Origin of the sequence: Paenibacillus sp. NPDC056579 (assembly GCF_042793215.1) — a bacterium.
Lineage (GTDB): Bacteria > Bacillota > Bacilli > Paenibacillales > NBRC-103111 > Paenibacillus_S.
In genome coordinates this window covers 1-24,071 of record NZ_JBHTVD010000020.1, presented here as the reverse complement: position 1 = coordinate 24,071, position 24,071 = coordinate 1, and the positions used below count along the sequence as shown (strand labels likewise).

22 protein-coding genes are annotated in these 24,071 nt (G+C 50.7%); all 22 read left to right on the top strand.

Going from position 1 to position 24,071, the window contains the following annotated elements:
* Nucleotides 1-416: 416 nt before the first annotated feature.
* The 22 genes from spoIIE to lysS all read left to right on the top strand — a co-directional run bounded on the left by spoIIE (nucleotide 417) and on the right by lysS (nucleotide 23,673).
* Nucleotides 417-2,861, top strand: coding sequence for a stage II sporulation protein E (gene spoIIE / locus ACFQ88_RS37985; RefSeq protein ID WP_379462966.1), 2,445 nt, complete (start codon nucleotides 417-419; stop codon nucleotides 2,859-2,861).
* Between the two features lie 228 nt (nucleotides 2,862-3,089).
* Nucleotides 3,090-3,857, top strand: a complete 768-nt coding sequence (locus tag ACFQ88_RS37980; protein ID WP_239635254.1) for a vWA domain-containing protein — start codon at nucleotides 3,090-3,092, stop codon at nucleotides 3,855-3,857.
* On the top strand, nucleotides 3,841-4,752 hold the full coding sequence (locus ACFQ88_RS37975; RefSeq protein WP_239630906.1) for a protein kinase domain-containing protein: 912 nt from the start codon (nucleotides 3,841-3,843) through the stop codon (nucleotides 4,750-4,752). Before ACFQ88_RS37980 ends, ACFQ88_RS37975 begins: the two co-directional genes overlap by 17 nt.
* A 16-nt stretch (nucleotides 4,753-4,768) precedes the next feature.
* Nucleotides 4,769-6,223: a tRNA lysidine(34) synthetase TilS gene (gene tilS / locus ACFQ88_RS37970; protein ID WP_379463024.1), complete on the top strand. Its 1,455-nt coding sequence runs from the start codon at nucleotides 4,769-4,771 to the stop codon at nucleotides 6,221-6,223.
* A gap of 44 nt (nucleotides 6,224-6,267) precedes the next feature.
* Complete coding sequence (hpt, locus tag ACFQ88_RS37965) at nucleotides 6,268-6,807, top strand: hypoxanthine phosphoribosyltransferase (RefSeq protein WP_239630907.1); 540 nt, start codon at nucleotides 6,268-6,270, stop codon at nucleotides 6,805-6,807.
* A 70-nt stretch (nucleotides 6,808-6,877) separates the two neighbouring features.
* Entirely contained in the window at nucleotides 6,878-8,827 is a 1,950-nt protein-coding gene (gene ftsH, locus ACFQ88_RS37960; RefSeq protein WP_239630908.1) for an ATP-dependent zinc metalloprotease FtsH, read from the top strand.
* A gap of 293 nt (nucleotides 8,828-9,120) precedes the next feature.
* A complete protein-coding gene (gene nadA / locus ACFQ88_RS37955) occupies nucleotides 9,121-10,059 on the top strand; it encodes a quinolinate synthase NadA (RefSeq protein ID WP_239630909.1) in 939 nt (312 codons plus the stop codon).
* A 121-nt stretch (nucleotides 10,060-10,180) separates the two neighbouring features.
* The gene (gene nadB, locus ACFQ88_RS37950; protein ID WP_379462962.1) at nucleotides 10,181-11,797 is read left to right on the top strand and encodes an L-aspartate oxidase; all 1,617 of its coding nucleotides are present in this window, start codon (nucleotides 10,181-10,183) and stop codon (nucleotides 11,795-11,797) included.
* Nucleotides 11,790-12,659: a carboxylating nicotinate-nucleotide diphosphorylase gene (gene nadC, locus ACFQ88_RS37945; protein ID WP_239630911.1), complete on the top strand. Its 870-nt coding sequence runs from the start codon at nucleotides 11,790-11,792 to the stop codon at nucleotides 12,657-12,659. Before nadB ends, nadC begins: the two co-directional genes overlap by 8 nt.
* Nucleotides 12,656-13,420: a type III pantothenate kinase gene (locus ACFQ88_RS37940; protein WP_239630912.1), complete on the top strand. Its 765-nt coding sequence runs from the start codon at nucleotides 12,656-12,658 to the stop codon at nucleotides 13,418-13,420. Before nadC ends, ACFQ88_RS37940 begins: the two co-directional genes overlap by 4 nt.
* A gap of 254 nt (nucleotides 13,421-13,674) precedes the next feature.
* Nucleotides 13,675-14,544: an Hsp33 family molecular chaperone HslO gene (gene hslO / locus ACFQ88_RS37935; protein ID WP_239630913.1), complete on the top strand. Its 870-nt coding sequence runs from the start codon at nucleotides 13,675-13,677 to the stop codon at nucleotides 14,542-14,544.
* 70 nt (nucleotides 14,545-14,614) lie between these two features.
* Nucleotides 14,615-15,547: a peptidyl-prolyl cis-trans isomerase gene (locus tag ACFQ88_RS37930; protein ID WP_239630914.1), complete on the top strand. Its 933-nt coding sequence runs from the start codon at nucleotides 14,615-14,617 to the stop codon at nucleotides 15,545-15,547.
* A 189-nt stretch (nucleotides 15,548-15,736) separates the two neighbouring features.
* The gene (gene cysK, locus ACFQ88_RS37925) at nucleotides 15,737-16,675 is read left to right on the top strand and encodes a cysteine synthase A (RefSeq protein WP_239630915.1); all 939 of its coding nucleotides are present in this window, start codon (nucleotides 15,737-15,739) and stop codon (nucleotides 16,673-16,675) included.
* Between the two features lie 272 nt (nucleotides 16,676-16,947).
* A complete protein-coding gene (pabA, locus tag ACFQ88_RS37920) occupies nucleotides 16,948-17,529 on the top strand; it encodes an aminodeoxychorismate/anthranilate synthase component II (protein WP_239630916.1) in 582 nt (193 codons plus the stop codon).
* A complete protein-coding gene (gene pabC, locus ACFQ88_RS37915) occupies nucleotides 17,526-18,407 on the top strand; it encodes an aminodeoxychorismate lyase (protein ID WP_379462958.1) in 882 nt (293 codons plus the stop codon). Before pabA ends, pabC begins: the two co-directional genes overlap by 4 nt.
* 13 nt (nucleotides 18,408-18,420) lie before the next feature.
* Nucleotides 18,421-19,278: a dihydropteroate synthase gene (gene folP / locus ACFQ88_RS37910; RefSeq protein WP_379462956.1), complete on the top strand. Its 858-nt coding sequence runs from the start codon at nucleotides 18,421-18,423 to the stop codon at nucleotides 19,276-19,278.
* A 24-nt stretch (nucleotides 19,279-19,302) separates the two neighbouring features.
* Complete coding sequence (gene folB, locus ACFQ88_RS37905; RefSeq protein ID WP_379462954.1) at nucleotides 19,303-19,665, top strand: dihydroneopterin aldolase; 363 nt, start codon at nucleotides 19,303-19,305, stop codon at nucleotides 19,663-19,665.
* A 4-nt stretch (nucleotides 19,666-19,669) separates the two neighbouring features.
* Nucleotides 19,670-20,176, top strand: coding sequence for a 2-amino-4-hydroxy-6-hydroxymethyldihydropteridine diphosphokinase (folK, locus tag ACFQ88_RS37900; RefSeq protein WP_379462952.1), 507 nt, complete (start codon nucleotides 19,670-19,672; stop codon nucleotides 20,174-20,176).
* Entirely contained in the window at nucleotides 20,158-20,367 is a 210-nt protein-coding gene (locus ACFQ88_RS37895) for a helix-turn-helix domain-containing protein (protein WP_239630921.1), read from the top strand. Before folK ends, ACFQ88_RS37895 begins: the two co-directional genes overlap by 19 nt.
* A gap of 25 nt (nucleotides 20,368-20,392) precedes the next feature.
* Nucleotides 20,393-21,412 carry a tRNA dihydrouridine synthase DusB gene (dusB, locus tag ACFQ88_RS37890; RefSeq protein WP_379462949.1) on the top strand — a complete coding sequence of 340 codons (1,020 nt, stop codon included), beginning with the start codon at nucleotides 20,393-20,395 and terminating at the stop codon, nucleotides 21,410-21,412.
* A gap of 193 nt (nucleotides 21,413-21,605) precedes the next feature.
* On the top strand, nucleotides 21,606-22,082 hold the full coding sequence (gene greA, locus ACFQ88_RS37885) for a transcription elongation factor GreA (protein ID WP_239630922.1): 477 nt from the start codon (nucleotides 21,606-21,608) through the stop codon (nucleotides 22,080-22,082).
* A gap of 94 nt (nucleotides 22,083-22,176) precedes the next feature.
* The gene (gene lysS, locus ACFQ88_RS37880) at nucleotides 22,177-23,673 is read left to right on the top strand and encodes a lysine--tRNA ligase (protein ID WP_379462947.1); all 1,497 of its coding nucleotides are present in this window, start codon (nucleotides 22,177-22,179) and stop codon (nucleotides 23,671-23,673) included.
* The last annotated feature ends 398 nt before the right edge of the window (nucleotides 23,674-24,071 follow it).

Genomic DNA, 24,071 nt, shown 5'->3' with positions numbered 1-24,071 from the left:
TACATGGTTTGGCGTAGTGTATTGGAAAGTTGTGGAAAAATACCCCACACGCTGTCGCCCCTTTTGACGCGCTATCAGTAGTTTTGTCGTATTGTTAGCCCGAACGAAGCGAATCGACACTATGTAACGGCAATAGTGCATCTGTGCGATAGCGGAAAGACGAACGCTTGTTTTGGATTGGGAAAAAGAACAATGGGTGCAGCACCTTCCCAGCCCCTGTGCCGCCTGGGCTTTGGCCGTTTCGCCGGCAGCGCTTTTTTTTGTCGGAAAAAACTTTTGCTCTACCAACTCATTCTGACAAACTTTATACTAGACTCCTTCTATACTAGAGAACACTAATAGTCTATGGGTGGTGTTCTGATAATATGCAAAGAAAATTATTCGTTGGACAAGTTGGTACAGTATGGAGTCGTTGGATGCAAGCAGGGAAACATCGGATGAGCAGCGCAGTGGTGGAAAATCGGTTGGTTCAGTCGGTTGTGGCCAAAAAGTGGTCGATCCTTCTCCTGTTCATGGCCTTTCTATTAGGAAGAGCGATGATCCTCGATCAACTGGCGCCGTTTGCGGTGGCTTACTTCGCCGTCATGTATTTCTTGCGCAGGGAGCTGCTGTTTTGGACGGGAGCCTTTCTGCTGGCGGGCAGCATTTTCTCGGCCGCCCCCACACATGCCGGCTATATTGCTGTGCAGATGATAGTATTCCTGCTGATTCAAAAAGGCGTCGAGCGGTTCGAAAGGTCGGACATATCGTATGCGCCGATTATCGTCTTCTTCTCTACCTTCCTTGTTCAATTGTTCGCTCATCTGGTCAGTACAGAGCTGAACTGGTATACCTTTATGATGGTCGGTGTGGAGTCCATGCTCTCTCTGATCTTAACGCATATATTCCTTCAGGCGATCCCCGTATTTACACTTACACGCAAAAACTACAACTTGAAGCACGAAGAAGTCATATGTCTGATCATTTTACTCGCCTCGGTGATGACGGGCACCGTAGGCTGGATGGTAGGTCCCGTCACGCTGGAGCACGTGCTCTCGCGATATTTGATCCTATTGTTCGCGTTGGTCGGCGGAGCGCCGCTCGGGGCTTCGGTCGGCGTTATCACAGGCTTGATCTTGAGTCTGGCCAACTCCAATGCCATTTATCAGATGAGTCTGCTTGCCTTTGCCGGGATGCTTGCGGGGCTGCTGAAGGAAGGCAACAAGCTGGCCGTCGCTCTCGGGATGCTGCTCGGCTCGTCCATTTTATCCGTATATATCGGGAATCAGGCGGAAGTGATGAATTCCACCTGGGAGTCGTTGGTCGCCGTCCTCTTATTCGTTCTGACCCCTGGCGCCGTCATTCAAATGCTGGCCAAATATGTGCCGGGAACGCAGGAAAACCTGAAATCGCAGCATGATTACGCCAAGCGGGTCCGCGATATTACCGCGAGCCGGGTGGAGCAATTTTCCGAAGTGTTCCGCCAGCTGTCCCGCAGCTTCAAGCAAATAACGGCGGACGTGCAGCCGATGCAAAAGGAGGAGGAAGTAGGGCACTTCATGAACTCAGTGGCGGAGAAGTCATGCTCCAACTGCTGGAAACGGAACCAGTGCTGGGACGACAAGTTTTATCAAACGTACAAGTTCATGACCGATATGATGACGGAGGTGGAGCTTCGTGAAAACATGTCGCACAAGCACATTCAGCAGCAATGGAAAAAGCAGTGCGTCAAGCCGGACCACGTGCTTTCCGTGATGAAGCAGCAGTACAGCCTGTACAAGAACGATCAGCATTGGAAAAAGCAGATCATCGAAAGCCGCCAGCTTGTAGCTGAACAACTGTCTGGCGTTTCGCAGGTGATGGAGGATCTGGCCAAGGAAATCAAGCGGGAGGGCCAGGAGCTCTTCATGCAGGAGGAGCAAATTCGCAGCGCCCTGGAGGAGCTGGGGCTGTCCATTCACAGTATCGATATTATTAGTCTCGACGAAGGGAATGTAGAGATCGAAATTATCCATCAATATACGAAAGGATTTGATGAGTGCCGTAAAATTATCGCTCCGCTCCTGTCGGAGATCGTTGGCGAGCATATTGCCGTCAAGGAAGAGCAGGCCTTGGAGCGCAAGGAGGGCTACAGCACCGTAATCTTCGGCTCGGCGAAGGAGTACGAGGTCGAGACCGGGATTGCCGGCGCCGCCAAAAACGGCGACCTGCTGTCGGGAGACAGCTTCAGCACCGTGGAATTGGGCAACGGTAAATTCGCCGTTGCGCTCAGCGACGGCATGGGCAACGGGGAGCGTGCCCGGGCGGAGAGCAGCGCGGCGCTCAATATTTTGCAGCAGCTGCTCCAATCGGGAATGGACGAGAAGCTGGCCATCAAGTCGGTCAACTCGGTGCTCAACCTGCGATCCTCGGACGAAATGTATGCGACCGTCGATGTCGCGCTGATCGATTTATACAGCGCGAATACAACATTCCTGAAGATCGGCTCGACACCGAGCTTCGTTAAACGCGGGAAGGAGGTATTCCCGATCTCAGCCAATAATTTGCCGGTCGGTATCGTCCGCGACATCGATGTCGATCTGGTCAGCCTGCCGCTGCAGCCGGGAGACATACTGATCATGATGACCGATGGAATCTATGATGCTCCGGGACATGCCGTCAACAAAGAAATGTGGATGAAGCGCGTGCTGTCCGAAATCGAAACGGAGGTGCCGCAGGATTTTGCCGATATTTTGCTGGAAAAGGTCGTACGCTATCATCACGGCAGCATCTATGACGATATGACGGTAGTGGTTGCGCGGGTGGAGAAATATCAGCCGGAATGGGCTACGTTCCGTTGGCCCGGCTTGCAGCGGATCGAGCGTCCGAAGACGGTCAGTTGAAGGCGGGAGTTCAAGCGCATCTCTTCTGCGGAAGGGAGGCGCTTTTCTCACTTACTGAGTATGAATGGAGGTAAGCTAACGTAACCGGGTGACCGAAACCGGCGGCTCCGGCTCTTCCTTAGGTTGTAGAGGCTGATCGGGCTGTTCCTCCCCCAAGTTTAGGAATATAGCAAAATGGAAAAACTAGACATCATAGACTTTTGCCTACAGGGGAGGAAACACGATATGATGAAGCAAATTATACTTATTACGGACGGATGCTCGAACGTGGGGGTGAGCCCGGTAGTGGCCGCGGCGCATGCCAAGGCGGAGGGAATCGTCGTTAACGTTATCGGTCTGATCGATTCCAGTGAAATCGGAGAACACGGAATCGAGGAGATCAATGAAATCGCAGAGGCGGGCGGTGGCATGAGCCGTCTCGTCAATACCTCGCAGCTGTCGCAGACGGTTCAAATGATGACCCGCAAAACGGTCGTCCAAACGATACACCAAGTGGTGGGCCAGGAGCTGAAGCACATCTTCGGCGATTCGAAGATCGACAGCCTGCATCCGGACAAACGTTCTCAGGTGGTACAGGTAATGGATGAGCTATCCGAGACGACGGCGCTTCAGGTAGCGCTCCTGATCGACGCAAGCGCCAGCATGAAGCCTAAGCTGCAGGCCGTCAAGGAAGCTATTTACGATCTTCAGCTCAGCATTCAAGCAAGAACGGGCGACAGCGAAATGGCGGTATTTCATTTCCCGGCATCTATATCGGGCCAGGACGAGGTCGAAATGGATCTCGGGTGGACACGTGACCTTGCAAATCTGAACCGTTTGTTTTATAAATTAAACATGAAGGGTACGACTCCGACAGGGCCGGCGCTTCTGAAAGTCATCCGTTTCATGACAGGCGAGTCCGACGGACTGTTCCGGCATGAGGCTTCGGATGAAAGGCCGGATCCCGGACACACGCAAAAAGGCGAGGATGGGATGCTGAGTGACTACGTCGTTTGATCGGCACTTGCCTCCCGGAACGATCATATACGGCAATTGGAACAAACGAGAGTACCGCATTGAACGTCTGCTGGGAGCCGGAGCCAACGGCAGAGTGTATCTCGTCAAGCGGGGAAAGCTTCTTTATGCATTGAAAAGCGGGTTTGACGCGGTCGATCATCAGTCCGAGGTGAACGCGCTGAAAGCATTGTCCCAATCCAATACGTCGTTTCGTCAATTTTTGCTTGATGTCGATGATTTTCATTGGAACGGTGAAGTGTTCCCGTTTTATGTCATGCCCTATATCAAAGGAATGTCCATGTTCGATTATATGAAGCATAACGGGACGGACTGGATCTACTTGATCGGGCTCAACCTGCTCCGCAAGCTGGTCGAGCTGCACCGGGAACAGTACATTTTCGGCGATATCAAAATGGAAAATATACTCGTCTCGGGTTACGGCGACGTCGAGCTGATCGACTTTGGCGGCGTTACGGGTAAGGGAAAGTCGGTTAAGCAATTCACGGAGGTATACGACCGGGGGTATTGGGGAGCGGGCAGCCGTTCTGCGGATGAAGCGTACGACATGTTCGCATTAGCCGTACTGCTGATAAGCAGCACGGATACCGAACGGCGCATGCAGGGGATCAAGCAGGTGCTGCCGCAAAACCGAAATGCGGAGATGCTGCTGGACATGCTGCAGTCGAACCGGAAGCTGACTCATGCCAAGCCGGTATTGCGCAAAATGCTGCTGGGCCAATACACCACGTCCAGGCAGGCATTGGCGGACTGGCGCAAGCAAAGCTATCCGAAGCCGGCGAAAGCGTCGCGAATGATCGGCGGTGCGTGGCTCAAGGTTTGCTTCGCAGCTTCCTTGCTGCTGTTCGGACTTACCGTTTACTTGTACTGGCCGTAAGCAGGGCTGCGGCTTGATGAAAGGATTTAAGGCGATGGATCTTGTAACAAGGGTGGAGAACCAGATCGAATCGGAGCAGCTGCTCCGTCCAGGGGACAGTATAGTCGTTGCGGTGTCGGGAGGACCTGATTCCGTAGCCTTGCTGCATCTCCTTTTTGTGCTGTCCGGACGGTGGGGCTGGAACCTGACGGTAGCTCATGTGGACCACCGGTTTAGAGGCGACGAATCCGCCCAAGAAGCGGAGTTCGTGAGAGAGCTGGCGAACCGGCTCGGGCTTCGCAGCGAGATTGCGCATTTGGATGTGCCCCGCCATATTAGGGAGACGGGCAAAAACTCCCAGGTCGCCGCACGAGAGCTGCGGTACGGCTTTCTCCATCAAGCTGCCGCGAGCTGCGGAGCTAGCCGCATTGCCTTGGCCCACCATGCGGACGACCAGGCGGAGACGATGCTGATGAGGCTGCTGCGCGGCACAGGGCCTTCGGGCTTGACAGGAATTCCTATCCGAAGAATGGAACAACATGTGGAACTTGTCCGGCCGCTGCTGCGTATATATAAATCAGAGCTTCTCGAGTACTGCCATACTCATCAACTTGCTTACTGTACGGACAGCAGCAATTTGGAGACGAAATATACCCGCAACGGGATCCGGCTGGATGTGCTGCCGTATTTGCAGCAATTTAATGAGCAGCTGCCGCAGGCGCTGAACCGTTTATCCGTTATGATGAGCGCGGAGAATGAGATTCTGGACTTGCAGACGCACAGCTTATTTGAACAATATGTGGCTGTGGAAAGCGATTTCGCAGAATGGTCAAGAAATTGGTTCGCCGGGGTACATGTTGCTTTACAAAGGCGTTTGATTAAACTAATATTAAATTATCTTTCTATTGAATCGGATTCCATGGATTTCCTGAAGCTCGAGCAATTGAGGGATGCAATCGTCAAGGCTGAGCCGTCAAACCTTCGTATCGATATCGGGAGCAATCTTATATTGACCAGGGAATATGACCGGATCAAGCTTCATACTTATGTGGTACCAGCCGGTCCCTACCGTTACTCGCTTCAGCGTTATCAGAGCGAATTGACGGTGCCGGAGACAGGTGTACATCTTGAATGTGCCTGGTTTGAAGGGACGCTGTCCGCTTCCCTACAAGCTTTTGACAAGGAAGGACACTGCACCGTTTGGTTCGATGCCGATGAGCTGGCATTCCCTCTGACCGTACGAAGCCGTGCGGATGGAGATCGAATGAACCTGTTCGGACTAAACGGGTCGAAAAAAGTGAAAGATATTTTCATCGACGCCAAAATCGCTCCGAGCTGCAGAGCCGTTACTCCGGTCATCGCGGACGCCCTGGGTCGCATCGTTTGGCTGCCTGGTGTGCGCAGATCGTCGGTAGCGCCGGTACATGAGGGTACGAAGGCGTGGCTCCAAATGAAACTTCACACGAAGGAAGGTTCGCTTTCCCCGTGTTAAGATAGCTTTACAAGATTATTTTATTCCAAGTAGGAGGTTCTCTCTTGCAAAACGACATTCAAGAAACACTGTACAGCGAGCAGCAGATTCAAGACAAAGTAAAGGAGATGGGCCAACAACTAAGCCGCGATTTCGAGGGACGCAATCCACTGGTCATTTGTGTACTGAAGGGTGCGTTTATTTTTATGGCAGATTTGGTTAAACAGATCACAGTGCCGTTGGAAATCGATTTTATGGCGGTTTCGAGCTATGGCCAATCGACCAAATCATCCGGTGTAGTCAAAATCATTAAAGATTTGGACGTACCGGTCGAAGGACGTCACATCATTATTGTCGAAGATATTATTGACAGCGGGCTGACGCTGAGCTATTTGATCGACGTGCTGGAGCGGCGCAATGCTCTATCCATTACGGTTGCAGCATTGTTCGATAAGCCGGGGCGCAGAACGGTGGATCTGGATGCAGACTATAAAGGGTTTGTCATTCCTGATGCGTTCGTGGTTGGCTACGGTCTGGATTATGCGGAAAAATACCGCAATCTTCCATATGTCGGCATCCTTAAGCCAGAGGTGTACTCCCATTAGCATTTCTTGTTATGCCAAGACTTGCTGTGGTACAATATACAAAGTTGCCGTTTTTGAGAGGAGGTAGGGGATGAATCGAATTATTCGCAATACAGGCTTTTATTTGCTCATATTTTTGGTCACTGTCGGTATCGTTCACTTCATCAGTACGCAGAACGACCAGAAAGACGTAATAAGCTACGATAAGCTCCGACAGGCCTTAATTGAGAAGAATGTTGAATCGGTCAATTTGAGATATGACGGCCAAACGTACTTGGTTCGCGGTAAATATAAAAATCCGCAGCCGCCGGACAAGAAGAACTTCGAAACCCGCGCGCCTTATGACCAAGAAACCGTCACAATGATCGAGAAAGGCGAAGTGCCTAACATCGTTGTCGAAAAAATGGAAGGGGACAACGTTTGGATTAGTTTCCTTACCTCCATTATCCCGTTTGTGATTATTTTCATCCTGTTCTTCTTCCTGTTGAACCAGGCGCAGGGTGGCGGCGGTAAGGTGATGAACTTCGGTAAAAGCCGCGCGAGACTTTATAATGAAGAGAAAAAGCGCGTAACGTTTGAAGATGTTGCGGGGGCGGATGAGGAAAAGCAAGAGCTTGTCGAGGTGGTTGAGTTTTTGAAGGACCCGCGCAAGTTTGCTGCCGTAGGCGCGAGAATCCCTAAAGGCGTACTTCTAAACGGACCTCCGGGAACAGGTAAAACGTTGCTTGCACGTGCGGTTGCCGGTGAAGCAGGCGTTCCGTTCTTCAGTATCAGCGGTTCCGACTTCGTAGAAATGTTCGTCGGTGTCGGCGCATCCCGTGTTCGCGACTTGTTCGAGAACGCCAAGAAGAACGCACCTTGTATCATTTTTATAGATGAGATTGATGCCGTAGGTCGTCAGCGCGGCGCCGGTTTGGGCGGCGGACATGACGAGCGCGAGCAGACGCTCAACCAGCTCCTCGTAGAGATGGACGGATTCGGAGCCAACGAAGGAATCATCATCGTTGCGGCTACGAACAGACCGGACATTTTGGACCCAGCGCTTCTGCGTCCGGGACGCTTTGACCGTCAAATTACGGTAGACCGTCCGGATGTGAAGGGCCGCGAAGCGGTATTAAAAGTGCATGCGCGCAACAAGCCGCTGAGCAAGGATGTTAAGCTGGACGTATTGGCACGCTATACGACAGGATTTACAGGTGCAGACCTGGAGAACCTGTTGAACGAAGCGGCATTGATTGCAGCTCGCCGCAACCGGAAAGACATTTCCATGGATGAGCTGGATGAAGCTTTCGACCGCGTCATTGTAGGTACGCAGAAGAAAGGCCGCGTCATTAGCGAGCGTGAAAAGCGGATGGTTGCTTTCCACGAAGCGGGACATACGATTATCGGCTACCATTTGGAAAATGCCGATATGGTTCATAAGGTTACGATCATTCCTCGGGGTCGCGCAGGCGGGTACGTCATGATGCTTCCTAAGGAAGGCGAAGACCGGATGATGAATACGAAGAACGAGCTTCTCGATAAAGTCACCGGATTGCTGGCAGGCCGTGTATCCGAAGAAATGTTCATCGGTGAAATCGGCACCGGCGCTTACAGCGACTTCCAACGTGCAACTTCCATCGTCCGCAAAATGATTATGGAATACGGAATGAGCGACAAGCTCGGACCGATGCAGTTCGGTAACGTGCAAGGGCAAGTATTCCTTGGCCGCGATTTCGGACATGAGCAAAACTATAGTGATGCGATTGCTTACGAGATCGACCAGGAGATGCAGACCATCATTCGCGCATGCTACCAAAAAGCGAAGGACACGCTGGAGAAGTATTCGGATCAGGTTCGCCTGATCGCCGAAACGCTCATAGAAAAAGAAACGCTGGAGAAAGAGCAAATCAAGCAGTTAATCGAAACCGGCAAGCTGGATGATTCCTCGATTATTGACGTGAAGGTCAATATTACAGGACAACAGCATACGGCGGAGGCTAACAAGCTTGAGTTCGATAAGCCTTCGGCAGACGATAAAGATAAAGAAAATAAAGAGTAACCGTATTGAAACCGGAACGCATAGCTTCTATGCTTCCGGTTTTTCTTTTGTTAAAATCGGATGAAAATGGGCGTTAGGCGAGAAACTAAAACCAAGAGATACAGGCGAGTAGCAGGCTTACGCCCATAAGCGATTTTCGGCTATTTTGTAGTTATTTGAGCATTGACACCACCGGGGATGTTGTGTAAATTAGTTGTAAATCTTCATGTAAATCTTCAAACAATATGTGAACATTTTCACGACTTCGATTTACACCAAAAAGGGGCATGTACGGAAAGGTAGGTAGTGCGACGATGGAGGCATTAGCCTTGGAGCGCAAGGAAGAGCAAAAGCGGGAACTGAAGGAACGCATTGCGCAGCTGAAGAAAGAACGTAACGCCATTATTTTAGCTCATTATTATCAAAGAGACGAAATTCAGGAAATAGCCGATTTTCGCGGGGATTCCTTTTTGTTGGCACAGAAAGCAGCTTCTACGGATGCGGATGTGATCGTATTTTGCGGAGTTCACTTCATGGGAGAAAGCGCTAAAATTTTGGCTCCGAACAAGACGGTGCTTATTCCGGACGAACGTGCAGGCTGTCCTATGGCGGACATGGTTAACGTCGACGGGCTGCGCGCTATGAAGAAGCAGCACCCTAATGCCAAAGTCGTTGCCTATATTAACACGTCCGCGGAAGTGAAATCCGAGACGGATATTTGCTGTACTTCGGCCAATGCGATAAAAGTTATCAATTCGGTGGACTCGGATGAAATTATTTGGGTGCCTGACAAAAACCTGGGTGATTACGTTTCCAAATTTACTGATAAAAAAGTTATAATTTGGGAAGGATACTGTAACACTCACGACATGTTGACCGTCAAAGATGTAGAGGAAATGAAGGCGCAATATCCGAACGCTCAGTTCGTCGTTCATCCGGAGTGCCGTCCTGAGGTTGTGAAGCTCGGTGATTTCGTCGGCAGTACGACCGCCATCATTAAATACTGTAAGGAATCCGACTGTAAAGAGTTTATCGTTGGTACCGAGGATGGAACCGGGTATCAGCTTCGTTTGGACAGTCCTGATAAGACCTTCCATTTTGCTACGAAATATTTGGTATGTCCGAACATGAAGGTGAACAATTTGAAAAAGGTTGCTAAATGTCTGGAAACAATGCAGCCGCAAATCTATGTTCCGCCTCATGTTGCAGAACAAGCCAAAGCATCCCTGGAGCGCATGTTACAAGTGAAGTAGCATGCGCTACTCTCTTGTTGGTTGAAAAGACGTATAACCAATACTTGAGATGAGGGGGTTCCCCTGAAAGCGAGCGTTTTCATTTTGCTGTCCTCGGGGGAACTGGAAGGAGAAATATAGGATGATTCCTCGGTATTTAGTCGATTTTGATTTAAACGAGCTGCCGCAAGTACATACGGACGTGATGGTGATCGGCGCCGGAATCGCCGGTCTTTTTACCGCTATTAAAGCGAGTGAGAGCCATAAAGTGCTCATGATCACAAAGAAATCGTTACTGGACAGCAATACCCGCTATGCCCAGGGCGGCATTGCCGCCGTCATTTCCGACGAAGATTCTCCTGCTTACCACATTCAAGATACATTGATGGCGGGAGCAGGCTTGTGCTCTCCATCGGCTGTCGATGTCCTTGTGCATGAAGGACCGGCAGGAGTTCAGGACCTCATTCGTATGGGGACGCAGTTCGACCTGGAGAACGGAGAGTTCGCTCTAACTAAAGAAGGAGCGCATAGTCAACGCCGCATTCTGCATGCGCATGGCGATGCGACAGGAGCGGAAATCGTTCGCGCCTTGTCCGAGAAGACCAAGCAGGACCCGAATATCGAGGTTTGGGATGACCATTTCGTCATCGACCTAATTACCGAGAACGGCGAATGCTTCGGTGCTCTGGTGCAAAAGCCCGACGGCCACAAAGTGTTCGTCCGGGCCAATGCGACAATCCTTTGCACCGGCGGTGCGGGACAACTGTTCCGCTACACAACGAATCCGGACATAGCAACTGCAGACGGTGTCGCCATTGCCTACCGCGCGGGAGCGCTTGTAAAGGACATGGAATTCGTTCAATTCCATCCTACGGCTTTATGTTATCCCGGCGCGCCGAGATTTTTGGTGTCGGAAGCGGTACGGGGCGAAGGTGCTGTTCTTCGCAATATCAATGGCGAACGTTTTATGGAACGGTATGATCCGCTGCTGGAGCTGGCGCCCCGAGACATTGTCGCCCGGGCGATAGTGAACGAGATGGAGCTGACGAAGTCGACGTTCGTTTATATCGACTTCACTCATGAATCGGAAGAGACGGTGAAGCACCGTTTCCCTACGATCTATGAATTTTGCCTGAACTACGGCCTGGATTTATCCTCGGATTGGATTCCGGTAGCGCCTGCCGCTCATTATATGATGGGGGGCGTTCATACCGACTTGTACGGAGAGACGGAGGTACGCCGATTGTTCGCCTGCGGGGAAGTGTCTTCAACCGGCGTTCACGGCGCGAACCGGCTGGCGAGCAACTCGCTGTCCGAAGCCATCGTCTTCGGCCGCCGAATTGTCGAGCGGATTCAGCAGCTGGAGCCGCTGCAGTATACCCCTGCAGTATCGGGAGACTGTACGGCAAGAACCGAGCATGCCAAGCAGCCGATTGTGGAGAAAAAGCTGAAGCTGCAAAAAGTGATGCTTCGCTATGCAGGGCTGAAAAGAACGGCGAGCGGCCTGGAAAAGGGCCATGAGGAACTGAAGCGGCAGCTGTCGATCTTTGATACATGTCTATCGAAACGCGAGGAATACGAGTTTGCCAATATGCTTACTTGTGCATTGCTTACGATGCAGGCTGCGATAATTAGGGAAGAAAGCCGCGGGGGACACTACCGGGAGGACTTCCCTCAGAAAGACGACCTGAATTGGAGAAAGCATACGGTTTTCAGCCGGGAACAAGGCATAACGGAGGGACATATCGACGATGTATGAGCTGCAAATGGAAAATGTGAAAAAAAATCTTAAGCTTTGGCTGGAGGAAGATATCGGCATGGGCGATGTGACGACCATGACGACGATACCGGCCGATCGGCAGTCCAAAGGGATTATCCATTTGAAGGATAACGGTACCATCGCGGGATTGCCTATTGCCGAAGCGGTATTTTCGCTTGTGGACGAGCGTCTCAGGTTCGAGCCGAAGGTTCAAGAGGGACAAGCTGTAAGCTACGGTACGGTGCTGGCGGAAGTCACGGGAAGCACTCGCAGCATCTTGCTGGGAGAGCGTCTTGCCTTGAATCTTATGCAGAGAATGTCGGGAATCGCTACGCGGACCCGGCAATTCGTCGACGCGCTGCAGGGCTTGCCGGTCCGGCTTGTCGATACGCGCAAAACGACTCCAGGCCACAGGCTTCTTGAAAAATATGCGGTTCGGGTCGGAGGCGGGCATAATCACCGTTTTGGCTTGTATGACGCGGTCATGATCAAGGATAACCATATAAAAGGAGCCGGCGGGATTGTCGAAGCCATCCGCGCAGCCCGCGCCCAAATTCCGCACACGATGAAAATCGAGGTGGAGGTCGAGAGCATGGAGCAGCTGGAGCAAGCTTTGGCTGCACAGCCGGATATCGTCATGCTGGACAATATGAGCCCGGAGCAAATGCGCGAAGCGGTTGTACGCATGAAATCCCAGGCTCCGCATATTCTTGTAGAAGCATCAGGCTCCGTCACCTTGGAGACGATTCATGCCATTGCCTCCACCGGGGTAGACGTTATTTCCGTCGGCCGTCTGACCTATTCCGTGCAAGCGCTCGATATCAGTCTTGACCTGAATGAGCGGAAGGGGGTAACGTCGTGATCCTCGTCGTGGATGTGGGGAATACGAACATCGTACTCGGTCTTTATGAAGAGAGGCAACTGCTGCATCATTGGCGGCTGAGTACCAACCGTTCGAGCACGACGGACGAATACGGAATGATGATCTATAACTTGTTTCAGCACGCAGGAATCGAGCTGGATCAGGTCGAAGGGGTAATCATCTCCTCTGTCGTTCCCCCGTTAATGTTTGTACTGGAACAGTTATGTTCAAAATATTTAAAGAAATCCCCTCTGGTAGTCGGACCCGGAATAAAGACCGGGCTGAATGTCCGGTATGAAAATCCGCGCGAGGTCGGTGCCGACCGGATCGTCAATGCGGTCGCCGCTATCGAGCTGTATGGCGCTCCGTGCATTATCGTTGATTTTGGCACCGCGACGACATTCGATTATATCGATGAGTCCGGTCAGTATGTCGGGGGAGCGGTCGCACCGGGTATCGGAATCTCGACCGAGGCGCTATATCAACGCGCTGCCAAGCTTCCTCGCATCGAGCTTGTGAAGCCCAAGTCCGTTGTCGGACGAAATACGGTTGCGTCTATGCAGGCGGGCATCATTTACGGCTTTGCCGGACAGGTCGACGGCATTGTAGGGCGCATCCGCGAAGAGCACAGCAAGAACGCCAAAGTTATAGCGACTGGCGAGATGGCGCAGCTTATTGCCAGCGAATCCAGGACTATCGAGACGGTCAATCCTTTGCTTACGCTGCAAGGACTGCAAATGGTTTATGAGAGAAATCAATAGCTGCATAGCATATAGTGTTTTTGGATTTGGATAATGTACAGGTTCGCAATGGCTGCTTAGCAGGTGAGGTATTCTCTAAGAAGAGCGGGAGCGTCCGCCATTGTCATCGGGAAATTACCGCAAAGTCTACTCACAACAAACGATTTCAAGAAGCGGCCGGAGGCTGACACCCCCCATTACAGAGATTCCTCGCATGAAACCGGCGTTCCACAATGTCCAAGAACTTATCACAACACCACAGAAAGGGTTACACCATGCGAGATTATATGATTAGAGCTACTGCGATGGAGGGCAAAGTAAGAGCGTTTGCCGTCTGCTCCACCGCGATAGTGGATGAAATAAGCCGCAGACACCAAATGACCCCGACAACAACAGCGGCGCTCGGAAGAACGGTTTCCGCCGGCCTTATGATGGGCGCGATGCTGAAGGGCGAGGAGAAGCTCACGATTATCGTAAAAGGCGGAGGGCCGATCGGACAAATCGTTGTCGATGCTAATGCGGCGGGAGAAGTTCGCGGCTACGTCGATAATCCTCAGGTCGATCTGCCGCTTAATGCCATTGGCAAGCTGGATGTAGCCGGCGCGGTCGGTACGGACGGATTTTTGAATGTCATCAAGGATTTGGGATTAAAAGATCCTTACCGCGGCAGCATTCCTATAATTTCGGGCGAGCTTGGCGAGGACTTCACGTATTATTTTGCTTCATCCGAGCAAACTCCTTCTGCGGTCGGACTTGGCGTATTAGTGGGTGTTGACCACACGATCAACTCCGCGGGGGGCTTTATTATTCAGCTGCTTCCAGGCTTGAAGGACGACGAAATTTCCCTCATTGAGCAGCATCTTTCCAAAGTGGAGCCTGTAACGACGATGCTCGAGAAAGGGCTGGATCTGGAGCAAATCCTGCAGCAGGTCGTGCCTGGAGTCCAAGTACTGGAGGAAATGGACGTACAGTTCCGCTGTAAGTGCTCGAGAGAGCGAGTGGAGCAAACCTTGGTCTCGTTAGGTAAGGAAGAGCTGCAGCAGATGCTGGATGAAGACGGGAAATCGGAAGTCGTCTGCCATTTTTGCAACGAGCATTATATTTTTACGGATGAAGATCTAAAAACCATAATAAATCAGTTGTAGCCGGTCGATATAAACGGAAGGAACAACCGATGATTGATAGAGTTTAGTGACCATACGAGGGGATTAGGAAATGCGAAACTTAAAGATATTGTGGGGAGTTATCGCGGTTTTGCTGATAGCCGTTGTCATCCTTTCCTCCGTATTGTCTGCCGATGTTTTGAACCGACGACAGGTCGACATGAACCCGGACCAGACGAAGCAGAACGAGTCAGTAAAAGTCATTGCCAAGATCGGAGACAAGACCATTACCAACAAGGAATTGGAGCAATTGCTGATGCAAAAGCACGGCCGGGAATTGCTAAACCAAATGGTCGATCATGAAGTCATTCGCTTGGAAGGCAAGGCATTAGGCATCTTTGTGGAGGAAAGCGAGATCCAGAAAGAACTTAAGCGCATGCAGCAAGGTTATGACAGTGAAAATCAGTTCTTTGAATCGATGAAGGTACAGCTGGGTTTATCTCCGGAAGCGCTGAAAACCGATATTTACGACAAGTTGCTTCAGGAGAAGCTAATCACCCGTGACATCATTGTATCCGACGCTCAGGCGGATGCTTATATGAAGGCACATCCGGAGGAGTTTATGACGTCCGCCCAGCTCAGACTTCAGCAAATCATCGTAAGCAGCAAAGATCAGACGGCCAAGGTCGCGGCGGACATTGCCAAGAAGATTGATTTTGCCCAGATTGCAAAGGAACGGTCATTGGACGACGCGACACGCGATAACGGCGGAGATTTGGGCTGGGTCGAGGAAGACGATCCGTTCATAGCGGAGCCGATTATGAAAGCCGTCAAGCAGATGAAGGTAGGCGAGGTCAGTAAGCCTATCGAATGGAACGGTCAGTTGTATATCGTGAAGCTGAGAGACCGGAAGGAACAGCCGAAGCAAAGCAAGGAAGAATTGATGGAGCGCGTCAAAAAGGAGATCGCTTTGAGGGAAGCTCCGCCTATGAAAGATTTCCTAAAGCAGCTTCGCGATAAATGGAAGGTGAGTCTGACTTTGTAATAAAGTCAGGCTATCTTTTTTCATATGATTCCATTCGGTGATAATAACGATCTTACAATCGGTGATTTTGGGAACACTATCCATAAATTCATATTGACAACCTCTGCTGCGATTGATAAGATAAAAGTATAATACCTACCAGTTTACTCGGATATTATCCAAATATATTATTTTTAGGGGGACGTCAGGATGGCTAAATTAGTTCAGAACATAACGCAATTAATCGGTGGAACTCCGCTGGTGAAGTTGAACCGCGTCGTGCCTGAAGGCAGCGCTGAAGTGTATGTTAAGCTGGAGTACCAAAATCCTGGAGCCAGTGTCAAGGACCGTATTGCGATCAGCATGGTGGAGGTAGCCGAGCAAGAAGGCAAGCTGAAGCCGGGCGATACGATTATCGAGCCTACAAGCGGCAATACCGGAATCGGATTGGCAATGGTGGCGGCAGCTAAAGGCTATAAAGCGATCCTCGTTATGCCGGAGACGATGAGTATGGAGCGCCGCAACTTGCTCCGTGCTTATGGTGCACAGCTTGTTCTTACGCCAGGGGCGGAAGGAATGAAGGGCGCTATCAAGCGTGCTGAAGAGCTTCAGGCAGAGAACCCGTCCTACTTCATGCCGCAGCAGTTCAAGAATCAGGCGAACGTGAAGGTTCACCGCGAAACAACCGGTCCTGAAATCGTGGAAGCTATCCAATCGCACGACGGCAAGCTGGATGCTTTCATCGCAGGTATCGGTACAGGCGGTACGATCACTGGCGCAGGCAGCGTGCTGAAAGAAAACTTCCCTAACATTAAGATCTATGCCGTTGAGCCAAGCGCATCCCCGGTATTGTCCGGAGGTAAACCGGGACCGCACAAAATTCAAGGCATCGGCGCCGGCTTCGTACCCGATATTTTGAACACGAGCGTATACGATAACGTCATTACGGTGGAAAACGACGATGCATTCGAAACGTCCCGCCGCGTAGCAAGAGAAGAAGGCATTCTGGGAGGTATCTCCTCCGGAGCGGCTATTTTCGCAGCTTTGCAAGTAGCCAAGGAGCTGGGCGCAGGCAAGCGCGTCGTTGCCATTATTCCAAGTAACGGCGAAAGATACTTAAGCACGCCTTTGTATCAATTCGAAGACTAATCACCCGCAAGCTTAACCGTGGAGCTCGTTCCAATGCAATGATTCAATCCTTATGGTTCTGCGGGCAGCCCCTTCATTTTGAGGGGCTTTTTTTCATGGACAATATCAAGTATACTAAATCCTAACTTATGAAATATGTGAATTAGGGGGGGCGTCGGGTAACGCTGATAACCTACGAGCACTGACAACAATGGGCAAAGCAAAGGCGATGTGGAAGGCGATTCAGTATAGCGAACGGAACGACATTAACCTATCCTAAGGGGGCAAACGCTGTGATCTTGGTCATTGATAATTACGATTCGTTCACCTATAATTTGGTGCAATACTTGGGCGAGCTCGGAGAACAAGTTGAAGTGCGCCGTAACGATGAGATCGATCTGGCCGGTATTGAGGCACTGAAGCCGGACCATATCCTGATTTCCCCGGGGCCTTGTACTCCGAACGAAGCGGGGATCAGCCTGGAGCTGATCGAGCATTTTAAAGGAAAGATCCCGATTCTCGGCGTATGTCTGGGACACCAGTCCATCGGACAGGTGTTCGGCGGGGAAGTAATTCGGGCGGAACGTCTTATGCACGGCAAAACGTCACCGATTTTGCATGACGGCAAAACGTTGTTCAAGGGCCTTCCGTCTCCGTTTATCGCGACACGGTACCACTCCTTGATCGTCAAAAGAGAGACGCTGCCCGACTGCCTGGAAATCAGCGCAGAGACGGCGGAAGGGGAAATCATGGGGCTTCGCCATAAGGAATATCCTATCGAAGGCGTTCAGTTCCACCCGGAATCGATTATTACGGATCATGGCTTGACTATTTTGCGCAATTTCTTGAACGAAACGGCAGTGAAGCCGTCGTGAATGTATATGTGAACGGAAGCATTATAAAAGAGGAGGAGGCCGTGATCTCGGTATACGATCACGGTTTTCTTTACGGCATCGGTTTGTTCGAAACGTTCCGGACCTATGGGGGACGGCCGTTTCTGATGGAAGAGCATCAGCGGAGGATGGAAGCGAGCTGCAAAGAGCTGGGCATTTCTTACATACCCGATAAGCAAGAGTGGGAGTCTATTGTTGAGGAGCTGCTGCAATCGAACGGCTTGGAGGACGCCTACATCCGATTTACCGTGACGGCCGGTGCGGATGCGCTCGGTCTTCCTACAGGCGACTATGATAAGCCTAGCGTCGTAGTATATGTGAAAGGGCTCCCTCCGAGAAATGAGGAGCTGTACCGTTCCGGCAAACCGCTGCAGCTGCTTGCGCTGCCTCGAAACACCCCGGAAGGGCAAATCCGATTTAAATCGCTTCATTATATGAACAGTATATTGGCTAAGCGGGAGCTCGCACAATATGCATGGGCTGCTGGAGCCGAGGGTCTACAGCTGACACAGGACGGTTATTTGGCCGAAGGGATTGTCAGCAATGTGTTTTTTGTCAAAAACGACCGATTGTATACACCGTCGTTGGATACGGGCATTTTATCGGGAATAACACGGGCGCATGTCGTAGTCTTGGCTCGGCAGCTGCTGCTTCCTGTTGAAGAAGGGCGGTATACTTGGCAGGATTTACTTAATGCGGATGAAGTTTTCATCACCAATTCCATCCAGGAGCTGGTCCCGATTTCGACCTTGTTTGACACGAACGGACAGCGTCATATAGTTGCATCGGGGACGGCGGGCTATTGGACGCTTCAGCTTTTGACCGCTTACCAAAGCAGCATCGACAACAATAATGAATAGAAGGTGAACCCTTATGCAGAAACCGGTGAATGAGAACCAACAAAGCATGGACTGCCGAGGAATTTCCCTGGACGTATATAATGAAACGGTCATTATGGGGATATTGAACGTCACCCCGGATTCATTTTCCGATGGGGGACGATATGTCGATCTTTCGGCTGCGGTACATCATGCCAAGCAAATGATTGCGGACGGTGCCGGAATCATCGATATCGGCGGAGAGTCTACGCGGCCCGGATCTGCGGCAGTCACTTTGGAGGAAGAGCTGCGGAGGGTCGTTCCGGCCGTTCGCGCCCTGAAGGAAGCCGGCATCGATGTGCCTATCTCGGTAGATACGTATAAAGCCGAGGTGGCGAAGCAGGCGTTAGACGCGGGAGCCCACATTTTGAACGACATTTGGGGCTTGAAAAAAGATCCCGCCATGGCCAAACTCGCAGCGCAATACGGATGCCCGATCGTCATCATGCATAACCGGACCGAGGCGGTATATAAAGATTTTATTTCCGATGTGATCGGGGATTTGCAGGAAAGTGTACGGCTTGCGCACGAAGCGGGAATTGAAGACCGGCAAATCATTCTCGATCCGGGCATCGGCTTTGCCAAATCGCACGAGCAAAATTTGCAGCTGATGAACGAGCTTCATCAAATTTACGCCCTGGGCTATCCCGTTCTGCTCGGAACGTCGCGGAAAAGAATGATCCAGAACACGCTGCAGCTTCCGCCTAACGATGTCGTCGAAGGGACTGCGGCTACGGTTGCGGTCGGGATTATGCAAGGATGTCGAATCATGCGGGTTCATGATGTTCGCGCTATGAAACGTGTCGCCGTGATGACGGACGCTATCATCGGGCATAAGCTTCCGACGGTTTAAGATGGAAAGACAGGAGGAGACAAAATGGATAAAATCTTGATGAAGGGCATGCAATTTTACGGCTATCACGGGGTGTTTCCAGAAGAAAACAAGCTCGGGCAGCGGTACCAGGTCGATGTCGAGCTTCACTTGCCGCTGGACAAGCCGGGAACGACGGATAGCATTGAAGATACGATTAACTATGCAGAGGCATACGTGCTGATCAAGAGCATTGTCGAGGGAGAAACGTACCGGTTGATCGAGGCTTTGGCAGAGCGGGTTGCATCTAGCCTTCTGCAAACTTATACTAGTATAAATGAAATTACCGTTCGCGTGTTGAAGCCGCATCCTCCCGTGGCGATGTTCTTCGACGGCGTGACGGTGGAAATTCACAGAAAGCGGGCATAAGTTCATGGGCTCACAGCCTTCATTTGTTGCATACATTGCGCTTGGCTCCAATATGGAGGACCGGGAGCGTTTTTTGTCTGATGCCATTCGGTTACTGGATGAGCATGAGGCGATACAAGTATCCGCACAATCGAATATTTACGAGACGGACCCGGTAGGCTATACCGACCAGGGGCCTTTTCTCAATATGGCCGTCGAAGTGGAAACGTCCCTTTCCGCAGAGGCTCTGTTTGACGTGATGATGCAGATCGAGCAGCGGCTCGGCCGAGTGCGGGAGATCCGTTTTGGACCAAGAACGATGGATCTGGATATGCTGCTGTATGACGATTTGAGGCAGGACGACCCCAAGCTTATCCTTCCTCATCCTAGAATGCTGGAAAGGGCCTTTGTTCTTGTGCCTTTAATCGAGGCGATGCAGGGGCGCCACCCGCAGCAGGCTGCTGAATTGTCAGCACAACTAGAGAAGCTGGAAGGAAAGGAAGGCATTACGTTATGGAAAAAAATGCAATAGCTCAGCGCATCCGCGCTTTCCGTAAATTAAAAGGCTATACCCAAACCGAGCTAGCCGATCAATTGGATGTTTCCATTGCCATATTGGGAGCGATCGAGCGGGGGACGCGTAAGCCGGATACGAAGATAATCCGCAAAATATCCGACGTCCTGGGTATCGACCCGGATGAGCTGCTGCCAGCGGCTAAGTAAACATTTTAGAGAGGAGGAATAAATGATGCTTAAAATAGGAAACGTAGAGGCACCGAATCAAGTGGTTTTGGCTCCGATGGCTGGGGTGTGTAATCCGGCTTTTCGTTTGATCGCCAAGGAATTCGGCTGCGGCCTCGTTTGTGCGGAAATGGTCAGCGACAAGGCGATTTTGCACGGAAATAGCAGAACGATGGAAATGCTGTATGTGGACGAGCGCGAGAAGCCGCTTAGTCTGCAAATTTTTGGAGGAGATACGGAATCTCTGGTAGAGGCGGCCAAGCATGTCGATAAGCATACGAATGCCGATATTATCGATATTAACATGGGGTGTCCGGTACCGAAGATCACCAAATGCGATGCGGGGGCCCGTTGGCTGCTCGATCCGCCCAAGATCGAACAAATGATCTCCACGGTCGTCAAATCCGTCAGCAAGCCGGTTACGGTAAAAATGCGCATTGGCTGGGACGAGGATCACATTTATGCTGTGCAAAACGCCAAAGCTGTCGAAAACGGCGGAGGATCGGCAGTATCGGTGCATGGTCGTACCCGCGTCCAAATGTATACGGGTCACGCAAATTGGGACATTATTAAGGAAGTTAAAGATTCGGTGTCGATTCCTGTCATCGGTAACGGCGATGTCTTTTCTCCGGAGGATGCCAAGCGGATGCTCGACCAAACCGGGGTGGACGGTGTCATGATCGGACGTGCGGCACTCGGAAATCCGTGGATGCTGTATCGTACGATTCAATACTTGACCAAAGGAGAGCTCCCGCCGGAACCGACAGGCCAGGAAAAAATCCGTATCGCGCTGCTGCATATGGATCGCTTGGTTGCATTGAAAGGCGAACATGTGGCCGTGAAGGAGATGCGCAAGCATTTGGCCTGGTATTTGAAGGGCTTGCCTGGAGCAGCCCGGGTCAAGGATGTCATTATGGAGCAGACCAAACGCGATGCTATGGCTCATGTGCTGGAGCAGTTCGTCGCCAGTCTGGACGATAACGGGATGCCGGCGGACGGTTCTGAAGCGGCTTCAACCGTTCACTAGCAGCATAATGGTGCGGCATTTGGCTCAGATTGACATTTGAATGGGCTTGCAATATAATCAGTCAATAGTTATACCCACTAAGACGGATCAGTCATCATGATCTTGATCGTTAATATATTATTTATAAGTGAATTCATAGTCGAAGAATCAGCTCGAAATATGAAAATCTTTCACATGACAGGAGATTGTTGCAATGAGTGAAAAAGAAGTCATCCTGACGCAGGAAGGTTTAAAGAAGCTTGAAGAAGAGTTGGAACATCTTAAATCCGTCAAGCGCCGCGAGGTGGCTGAAAGAATCAAAGTAGCGATCGGCTACGGCGATATTAGTGAAAACTCCGAATACGAAGATGCGAAGAACGAACAAGCTTTTATCGAAGGCAGAATTATAACTTTGGAGAAGATGCTTCGCAACGCTCGTATCATTAATAATGATGATGTGGATACAGATACAGTCAGTGTAGGAGCGATTGTTACGCTGAAAGACCTGGAGTTCGGCGATATCGTGGAATATAACATCGTAGGCTCCGCGGAATCGGATCCCCTTCAAAATAAAATTTCCAACGAAAGTCCGGTTGGTAAAGCCATTCTCGGCAAAAATAAAGGCGCTGTCGTGGACGTTAACGTTCCTGCCGGCGTGATTCAATACGAAATTATCGATATTAAGAAATGATGGTTATGCAAGAGCGACAATAACCGGAATCGTCGAGAAAAGCTTCCTTGGGAAGCTTTTTTAACTTATACCACCTAACAAGGAGCTGGATAGCATGACAGTTGAACAAGAATTAAATGAGCTGCTACAAATCCGACGCAACAAGTTGGACGAGCTTCGCGGCTTGGGCATTGATCCTTTCGGTCAAAAATATGACGTAACGCATCATGCGAAAGAGATTTTCGATGCTTACGACGGACAAACGAAAGAAGAGCTGGACGTAACTAACGCCGAAGTGAGCATTGCCGGACGCATTATGCAAAAGCGCGGAATGGGTAAAGCGGGCTTTGCGCACGTGCAGGACATTACGGGGAAAATTCAAATTTATGTGCGCGAGGATGCTGTGGGCTCGACCAAATACCAAGCGTTCGACCTTCTTGATATCGGTGATATTGTAGGGATCAAAGGGATTGTATTCAAAACGAAGACAGGCGAGCTATCGGTAAAAGCGACCAACGTGGAAGTGCTGTCCAAATCGCTGCTTCCGCTTCCCGAGAAGTATCACGGTCTGAAAGATGTGGAGCTTCGTTACCGTCAGCGCTACGTCGATTTGATCATGAACCAGGAAGTGCAGGAGACGTTTATTCAGCGTTCCAAAATTATTCAGTCGATGCGCAGATATTTGGATTCCCGCGGCTATTTGGAAGTAGAGACTCCTACACTTCATGCGATTGCAGGGGGAGCTGCCGCTCGTCCTTTTATCACGCATCATAATGCTCTCGATATGCAGCTGTATATGCGTATCGCTATCGAGCTTCACTTGAAGCGTCTGATCGTTGGCGGCATGGAAAAAGTGTACGAAATCGGCCGCGTATATCGTAACGAGGGGATTTCGACACGTCATAATCCGGAGTTCACCATGATCGAGCTGTACGAGGCGTACGCCGACTACAAGGATATTATGAAGCTGACGGAAGAAATGATCGCGCATATCGCACAAGAAGTGCTCGGAACGACCAAAATCAACTATCAAGGGCATGAAGTCGATTTGACTCCTGAATGGAGACGCGTATCCATGGTTGATGCGATCAAAGAAGTGGTCGGCGTTGACTTCAGCAAGCAAATGACGGATGAAGAGGCGCATCAATTGGCTAAGGAGCACAAAGTGCACGTAGAGCCGATGATGACGTTCGGACATATCGTCAACCAGTTCTTTGAGACGTTTGTCGAGGAGACGCTGATTCAGCCTACATTCGTATACGGTCATCCGGTAGCCATTTCTCCATTGGCCAAAAAGAACGAGCAGGATCCGCGGTTTACCGACCGGTTCGAGCTGTTTATCGTTGCCCGCGAGCATGCTAATGCATTTACCGAGCTTAACGATCCGATCGACCAGCGTGAACGCTTCGAGGCGCAGCTGGTGGAGCGCGAGCAAGGTAACGATGAAGCGCATGAGATGGATGACGACTTCATCCGTGCGTTGGAGTACGGTATGCCTCCTACAGGCGGTTTGGGCATAGGGATCGACCGTCTGGTCATGCTGCTGACTAACTCGCCTTCGATCCGTGACGTGCTGCTGTTCCCTCTGATGCGCGAGCGCCAAGGGGAGTAATCGGTTTATATATAAAAGCGTATCTTCCTGTGCTGTATTCGCGGGTAGATGCGCTTTTAATTTTAATGATCGCCGGAGTTTAAAAAAGGAGCGAAATTCCATTTGCATTTCGTGTCCGATTTTGATATATTACTCCTTGTCGCTTTTGAAGCTTTCCTGACGAACGCAAGTAGTTGTTATGGATTTTTAAAAAAAAGCTTGCAATCGAGTAGGCGACTGTGTTATATTATAAAGGTCGCCGATAAACAAGGTGACACAAAATGACAAGGTTCAAGTTACTATGAGTGACCGAACTTTGAATGAATTGTCCTTTGAAAACTGAACAATGAGTGAGTGTTAAATAGAGAATGCAAATTCTCGCTAGCATTGAATTTTGAGCTTAAGACAAGCTCTGTTAT